This is a genomic window from Carboxylicivirga fragile (assembly GCF_050589805.1).
Taxonomy (GTDB): Bacteria; Bacteroidota; Bacteroidia; order Bacteroidales; family Marinilabiliaceae; genus Carboxylicivirga; species Carboxylicivirga fragile.
The window spans coordinates 1-6,908 of the sequence record NZ_JBNGOY010000094.1; the positions used below are offsets into that span (position 1 = coordinate 1).

The following is a 6,908-nucleotide window of genomic DNA, read 5'->3' on the forward strand; positions in this document are numbered from 1 at the left end:
TACGTGCTTTCTCGAACTGATCCCTACAGTCTCTTAATGTTTTTTTATATTGAAAGGACTCAACCTGAGCCAGCACTTGGCCTTTCTTCACACGCGATCCATTATTGACTTTTAGGTCAATAATTTGTTCTTGTACTTTAAAAGGGATAACTGCCTTCTCTCTAGCTATTAACTGGCCATTGCTATTTAATTCTTGTAAAAATATATCAACATTTACAGACTGGACCATTACATTAACAGTTTGCTTCTCAATTTGAGATTTCTTAGCAATATTCATTTCACTCCTATCGGATTTTTCTGTTTCACGACATGCATAACTAAATATTGTTATTATACTAAGCAACCCTATAGAAATTATTGAACGCATCATTATTAGAAATAGATTTTAATTAATTTAAAACTGACTACAAAAAGATGTTCCATAAAGTAATCATAGATATATCAGTTCAAAGTGCATTGATTGCCAATCATCTTAAAAACTAAATCTTCTTTAAGATCAAATGAGAAGAAATTTGCTATAACACCATTTTCTATAGCCAATGCACATGGGATGCCCTCTATTTCAATGTCAATTATTTTATTGTCATTCTGTATACCGTATACAGGCACTTTAATATTATTATTTTCAACGAAATTGTATACTTTTCTAATGTTTGAGGCTCTGGCTAAAACAATAACATCATGGGCAACCTCTATTTTTTGAACTTTCTTTAAGATATTTAATTGCTTTTCAATACATTCTAAACAATCATCTTCTGAAAGAACAAATAGCAATAATTTATCATTTCTTATTGAATCATGAAACTCAAAAACCTCGCCATTTATCCCTTTAACAGTGATATAATTGGCTTGTCTTCCTATTATTGATGATTAATTTAACAAATATCTATTTGCAATTGCAATCTCCTTTTTAACTTTGCCTTTAGTCAGTATAGCATCTTTTTTCACCAATTTTAATTGCCAATACAGAACTCCAAGAATAACTATAACTATTATAACTAACGGCGTAAAAATTTTATTCATCTCAAGTCTAATTTATGCTTAAGTAGTATAGGATTATCGTCAATAGCTAGATGTAATTTTTCAATCATACCATTATACTTTTCCTTGTTATTAATAACCCACTGAGGCTCAATAACCGAATAGAAATATCCTTCATGGTAATATTCAGGATATCTAAAGAAGTCACTATCATTAACAATCTTATTAATGAGATAAGATCTATTATCCTTCTTTGAATATATACAATGCTTAAATACGTTTTTATCTATAATGGTCAGGTAAGAATAGTTAGCACCTTCTACACATTCCTTACCAAAAATAGCATAATCCGTTGCTCCATCTATATTACCTGCAAGATATCCCAACATTCCACTTGGTAAAAAATTAACTCCAAAATCAAATATCTGCTTAGTTTTAAATCCATTTTCTGTTAAAACCTGTATTTCACGGTCGTAAATATTAAAAAAATGTAAGGAATCATTTTTTACATATAAAGGCGATGCCATATTAAATATTCCTTCTGAAACTTCTTCATAGGGATAAAAAGACTCAAGTAGAGTTCCTTCCATTGAATAGGAACACAATGTATATTTATATTCCTCACTTAGGCGATTAGCATAAGCAAAAATTTTATTTTCATAAATTAAGATATTTGTAACTTGCCTCATACTTTTTCCCAACCTAATCTCTCTCTCAAACTCTCCTTTGCTATTGTATTTTAATATTTTGTTACCAAAATCTAACAAAAAAATATCTCCACTATCTTTATCAATAGAAAAATCTTGAGGATTTAAGAATTCACCTGGCCCTTTCCCGTGTGAATTGAGTTTGTGTTTATAGTTTCCAGATAAATCAAATACAAATAAAGCCTTCGCATTTCTTCTATCCAAGATAAATAAATTGGAGTCATTAACATGAACTTTATCGACCTGTCCTATAATTGAATTATTGTTAGTTTCTAAAGATATATATTCAAATTCTCTAGCAATTTCCGTTGATAATTTGCTTTTAATCTCATTTGAATAAACATCAATTATTACTTGTTCATTTTTATGCATTTTGCAATTTGTGAAGATCAAAAGAATATAAATAATTGCTAAATTTCTCATTTACAAATTTTTTAATTAATAAAACATAATTGTTTGATTAGTTGATAAAAAGCTTGCTCTACAAGGAGAACTAGTCCCTAAACCTCAATTCAACCGATTAAAGTCTATAGGTAGAGTGTTTTTTATAACAATTCAATATTTATTTATGGCACTCAATTATTATTTCCACCCTCGATGAAACAAAATGATTATTAATTATTAAAAGAGTTCCAACTAAATTTATGGATGATCTAAGATCATCCATAAAATATTTTAACAATTTCTAGATGTACAGGATTTATCACCTGGTGACAAACATGTTACACTATTACCATTCCAATCACCACTATTATTATAACAATTGCCGTATGACTTGGTGTACCCCGATCCTTCTTGGTCTCCTGCATGTTCTAATTCATGTTGTTGAGCATTAATTAGTAATGAAAATGTAAACAGAATTGCTATCGAAAATAAAATCACCAATTTTTTCATAATCTAAAAACTTATAATTGTTATCATCCTTTATTGGCGATGATATTTTCCTTTTTTTATAAAAATTAGACCGATTAACACTGATAATCTTTAGTGCATTCTTTTCGGTTACTCAATGCACGCCAAGTACAACGATTTGGTCTTTCTGGATGACAAACTCTTTCCCAAGGTGCGTTAATTCCTTCACCGGTATCTTCAGTTAATTCATCTTGACTAGAATAAACTTTTTGTGTATTTCCAATCATTAATATCATTGTTACAATGCCAATTATGGCAAAAAATTTTGATCTTTTCATTCAGTATTATTTTTAAATTTCTTAGTATTACATTCATCAAAATTTCTTCTTTCCTTTAAAGAAGAATGGCCCCGTTATTTTAATATCTTTGCCACGTACCTCCTTTCATTTTTATAAGGTTGTAGTATAGCAGCTCTAAGAATGCTCTCAAACAATACTTAGAGCTGCAATTTTTCTTATTTAATATTAAAAAGATTCACTTCTTAACCTTAGCTACAATTTTTAATAAGTAACTTTTTTCTCTTGTGTTAGCGGAAACAACAATTATTTTTTTTATCTGCTGAGGGGTACTTGGTGCGGTATATACAAAATTTATATACCCCTGCTTTTTGGGTAAAATAGGCGTTTCTGTATAAGAAGCAACGGTGCAACCACAATGTGGTTTAACCTCTTTAATTATTAAAGGAACTTTTCCGTTGTTTGTAAAAATATACTTACCCTTCGTTTCCGAATTAATTTTTATTTCTCCTAGATCTATACTTTTTGATTCAAATTCTAGCTCTGGCAAGTCTTGTTCTTTTAAATTCATTGGTTTTAATGAGCAAAAGAGTATAGCGATAGAAATACTTAACAGCGTTTTCATTATTTACAGTTTAAATTTAAATATTCCAATTACATCTTTATCCTCACCTATTTCATGGAGTCCATCGGCATAAAAATATGGCGCCTGATATGCTATTATCTCAAAATTATCGGGTACCTTAACATCACCAATTAATTCGGTCCCCCTGTATAATTGCATCCGGCTAGGATTATGGGAGAGTGTTGCTTCATCTTTGGTTCCAGTTTTATAAACCCGAAAAGTTAAATCTTCTTCTGCATAATAATACAAAGAAGTATAAAATCCTTTTCTATCTCTTTCTTCTTGGAAATTATAACTTTCAACCCCACCACTTTGAAAATCAATTAGATTATAGTCTTCATTTTGGATATCCCCTTTAATACCAAAAGCAGAAATTGGTTCAAAAGTGTTATTACAGATGTATATATTTTTATCTAAAGCAAAGCTGAGTAGATACTTACCATTTTTGTATTTCGAATAATAGTGATTTGCAAAAGCTGGAGCACCTTTTTCACGCTGATAACATGGCGGATATTTTCCCATTAATTTGGTTATGCTCCCTTCTTCGAAGTCATATTCTGCTACTAAAGCTGATGATGAATAATATTCTTTTTCCAAAAAGTCAGGGTACTCACAACTAACTTTCATTAACACACGGGTATCAAGCAAATGATTCATTTGTGGCATACTATAGGCTGGCACATATAATTCAATATCTTCTCTTGGATCTGGATTGGCATATAAATCCTGTTTTCGCTCTTCAATATCTTCACCAAAATGAAACAAAAACTTCATCTTTTTGTCTGAGAAATAAGTACTAAACTGATATATATTATATATCTCAGTTAACAACCATTTTTCGTTAACTTGGCATACAGTACCGATTTCCTCCATTACTTCACCAGGACCTCTTCCAATACCTAATCTACGACTATGAAACTCACCATTTTTATCATACGTATCAACAACAGCCAAGAGACGATCAAAATAATACAAACTATCCCCATTTATTTTCCAAAAACCATCACCCGAAAGGCTATATGGGTTATTAACCACAATAGTATCAACGTGAATATGTGATAATTCTATTTTTTTATTCGACACAATCTCTTTTGCATTCTCATACGTTAAATCATTTGTAATGGATGTGCTACAAGACAACATAAATGAGGCAAATAAAAAATAGAAGACGGTTTTATTAATCACTTCCTTCATAAAACAAATTTTCTTTCTTATATGATTTAAAATAATACTTGAGGGTCTTACGGAATTGTTTCGGAGCATTGTTCATTACACGTATGAATTGTTTTTCAGTTAGCAATGCTTCACTATTATTAGCAAATTGCTCTTCAACTGGAATGCCATATAAATTCCGAAGGTCATCGCAAACTTTTTTCCAATCATAGAAGTTCGCTTGACTATTCCAATAGTTTGAATCATACCGTACCTTCTTTAATGAATCGTTTACATTAAAAGAAAAAAACGGCACTTCTTTACCAAAGCGTTTATCCATACTGATGCTACATGAATAATCTTCTGATATAGTTTTGTTATTGAACGGGGTTAGAAAATTATAATAACTATACATAGTTGACACTTCAATAGTATCCAGCTTATTCGATGTTAAATTTTGCTCCGAATATGTTGCATCTTTAACGGAACTTACCAAGTAATACTTTCCATTGATCTTCTCAAATCTGGAAGTGAATAGTTCACTTCCATTTTCACTTTTCTTTTTGAAAATAATCGTCTTAACCCCTAAGTCTTCAGCATTAATAAGAATCTCACCATAATGATCTCGCTCAAAATAATAGCGCTTCATTTTATCAGAACTATTAGGATTAGCTTTAAAATGGACTTTTAACACCATTTTATTCTGAACGAAAATCGTATCCATTTGAAGAAAGATAAAATTCTTGGACTGAACTAAGGGTAAAAGTATTTCGTTATAGGATGAGTGGTTACTTGGATGAGGAAACCTAAACGGTACTTTTAATACTGCAGAAATTGAATAATCTTGGTTGCTAATTCGAGACTCAATGGAACGTCTAATATTGTAGACATGAGCAACAGGCTCATATCCTCCATTTAGTTCTTTGAATGTTGCCTCTGCAAAAAAAACATACCTTCCATTTTTTTTTCGAGTCATTCGTGTAGAACCTTCAAACTGAGCTAGCTGATTATGAACATTAGTTTCCAGTTTTTTAATACACTTTTGAATTAAGCTATTAGTATCTGTCGTCTTTTCGCCAAACACAACGACCTCACAAAGCATAATTGGCATCGGATGCATTTTAATAACCACTTTATCTCCAGCATTAATAGTTTTTACTACAGTTTTATATGCTGTGTGGCTAAATTCTAAAGTTAACTTCTCAAATTTAGAATTAAATTTAACTCCACCCGTAATATCACTTAGATAGAGAAAACTTTGTTGAGTGCCTTCACTGGTAACTTTTACAAGACTTAACGGTAATTTGTTGGAATCATCTACTATATTAATATTGTATTGATATTGAGCACTTAGCAAGCAATGTAATTGTAAATAAATCAAAAGACAAAATATTCTCATAAGTTTCATATTAACTTTCAGCTTAATAAGGATGACTAGCATCCTTATTAAGTAACCTATTGTATCCGAACAAACTGTCTTAGTTTATAAATGAATATACATTTCTTAATTCCACCAGCAATTCTAATACAATATTTATATATAGTAGCACCTACTACTTTGTCAACATTAACTTTTTCTAGAAGCGTAGTGTTAATTACACTTGTTGACAGACTAATTGCAATAATTAATAATACTTTTTCATTATATAATTAATATTGACGACAACTGGCAATAGAACTACAAACAGGTCTGCTACTCATAAGGCGCCAAGTACATTTCATAGTTCCACCAGCTTTTTTTATGCAATGTTTATCTGTGGGATTACCAAGATCTACACCAGCGTCAGTTGTATCTTCTGCAAATGATAGTGGCATCGACAATAATGCCGTTACTAAAAACAAACCAACAACTAATATTTTATTCTTTTTCATTTCAATTTTTTTGGTACTAAAAGTTTGATCCTTTTAGCTGTTAAATACTAAATTTCATCTCCTCAATCCTTGATAGAAGAGGCATTAGAATGTAATTATCTTATCTTTGTCACAAACCTCCTTTCTTTTTTTAAGGTGTGTTAAGGCAGTTCTAATGTTGTGCTCAAACAAAAGTTAGAGCTGCCATTTTTAATAAAATTGTATGTTAGTTTAGAGCATGCGGAAAATGCATACCCACAGAACTGAATGTTCCGTTATTTTATTCTCAATTTCAAGTATTGTTGCTTATAGATACAACGATTTTGAGTTCTTTCGGAGGTCTTAGGTCAGGTTGAAAGAAATCAGAATTTCCCAATTCTTATTACAAGAATAGTTAATTATTGTTTACTATCCAAAAGTTAAAAAGAGTATAAATCTTGAATT

The 6,908-nt window shown here is 30.6% G+C and carries 9 protein-coding genes; all 9 read right to left on the reverse strand.

From position 1 onward, the window contains the following. Positions 1–370, reverse strand: a 370-nt coding sequence (locus ACRD7B_RS22365) for an efflux RND transporter periplasmic adaptor subunit (protein WP_430826896.1), incomplete at its 3' end; no start/stop codon positions are given. 71 nt (positions 371–441) lie between these two features. Further along, on the reverse strand, positions 442–774 hold the full coding sequence (locus ACRD7B_RS22370; protein WP_430826897.1) for a hypothetical protein: 333 nt from the start codon (positions 772–774) through the stop codon (positions 442–444). Between the two features lie 245 nt (positions 775–1,019). Further along, the gene (locus tag ACRD7B_RS22375; RefSeq protein ID WP_430826898.1) at positions 1,020–2,111 is read right to left on the reverse strand and encodes a DUF4934 domain-containing protein; all 1,092 of its coding nucleotides are present in this window, start codon (positions 2,109–2,111) and stop codon (positions 1,020–1,022) included. A gap of 252 nt (positions 2,112–2,363) precedes the next feature. Next, entirely contained in the window at positions 2,364–2,582 is a 219-nt protein-coding gene (locus tag ACRD7B_RS22380; protein WP_430826899.1) for a hypothetical protein, read from the reverse strand. A gap of 74 nt (positions 2,583–2,656) precedes the next feature. Beyond that, a complete protein-coding gene (locus ACRD7B_RS22385; protein WP_430826900.1) occupies positions 2,657–2,878 on the reverse strand; it encodes a hypothetical protein in 222 nt (73 codons plus the stop codon). A 196-nt stretch (positions 2,879–3,074) separates the two neighbouring features. After that, positions 3,075–3,461, reverse strand: a complete 387-nt coding sequence (locus ACRD7B_RS22390) for a DUF1573 domain-containing protein (RefSeq protein WP_430826901.1) — start codon at positions 3,459–3,461, stop codon at positions 3,075–3,077. 3 nt (positions 3,462–3,464) lie between these two features. Continuing rightward, the gene (locus tag ACRD7B_RS22395) at positions 3,465–4,655 is read right to left on the reverse strand and encodes a hypothetical protein (RefSeq protein ID WP_430826902.1); all 1,191 of its coding nucleotides are present in this window, start codon (positions 4,653–4,655) and stop codon (positions 3,465–3,467) included. Next, the gene (locus tag ACRD7B_RS22400; protein ID WP_430826903.1) at positions 4,639–6,012 is read right to left on the reverse strand and encodes a peptidase associated/transthyretin-like domain-containing protein; all 1,374 of its coding nucleotides are present in this window, start codon (positions 6,010–6,012) and stop codon (positions 4,639–4,641) included. The genes ACRD7B_RS22395 and ACRD7B_RS22400 overlap by 17 nt, the downstream gene beginning before the upstream one ends. Positions 6,013–6,263: 251 nt before the next feature. Continuing rightward, a complete protein-coding gene (locus tag ACRD7B_RS22405; RefSeq protein ID WP_430826904.1) occupies positions 6,264–6,485 on the reverse strand; it encodes a hypothetical protein in 222 nt (73 codons plus the stop codon). Positions 6,486–6,908: the final 423 nt, after the last annotated feature.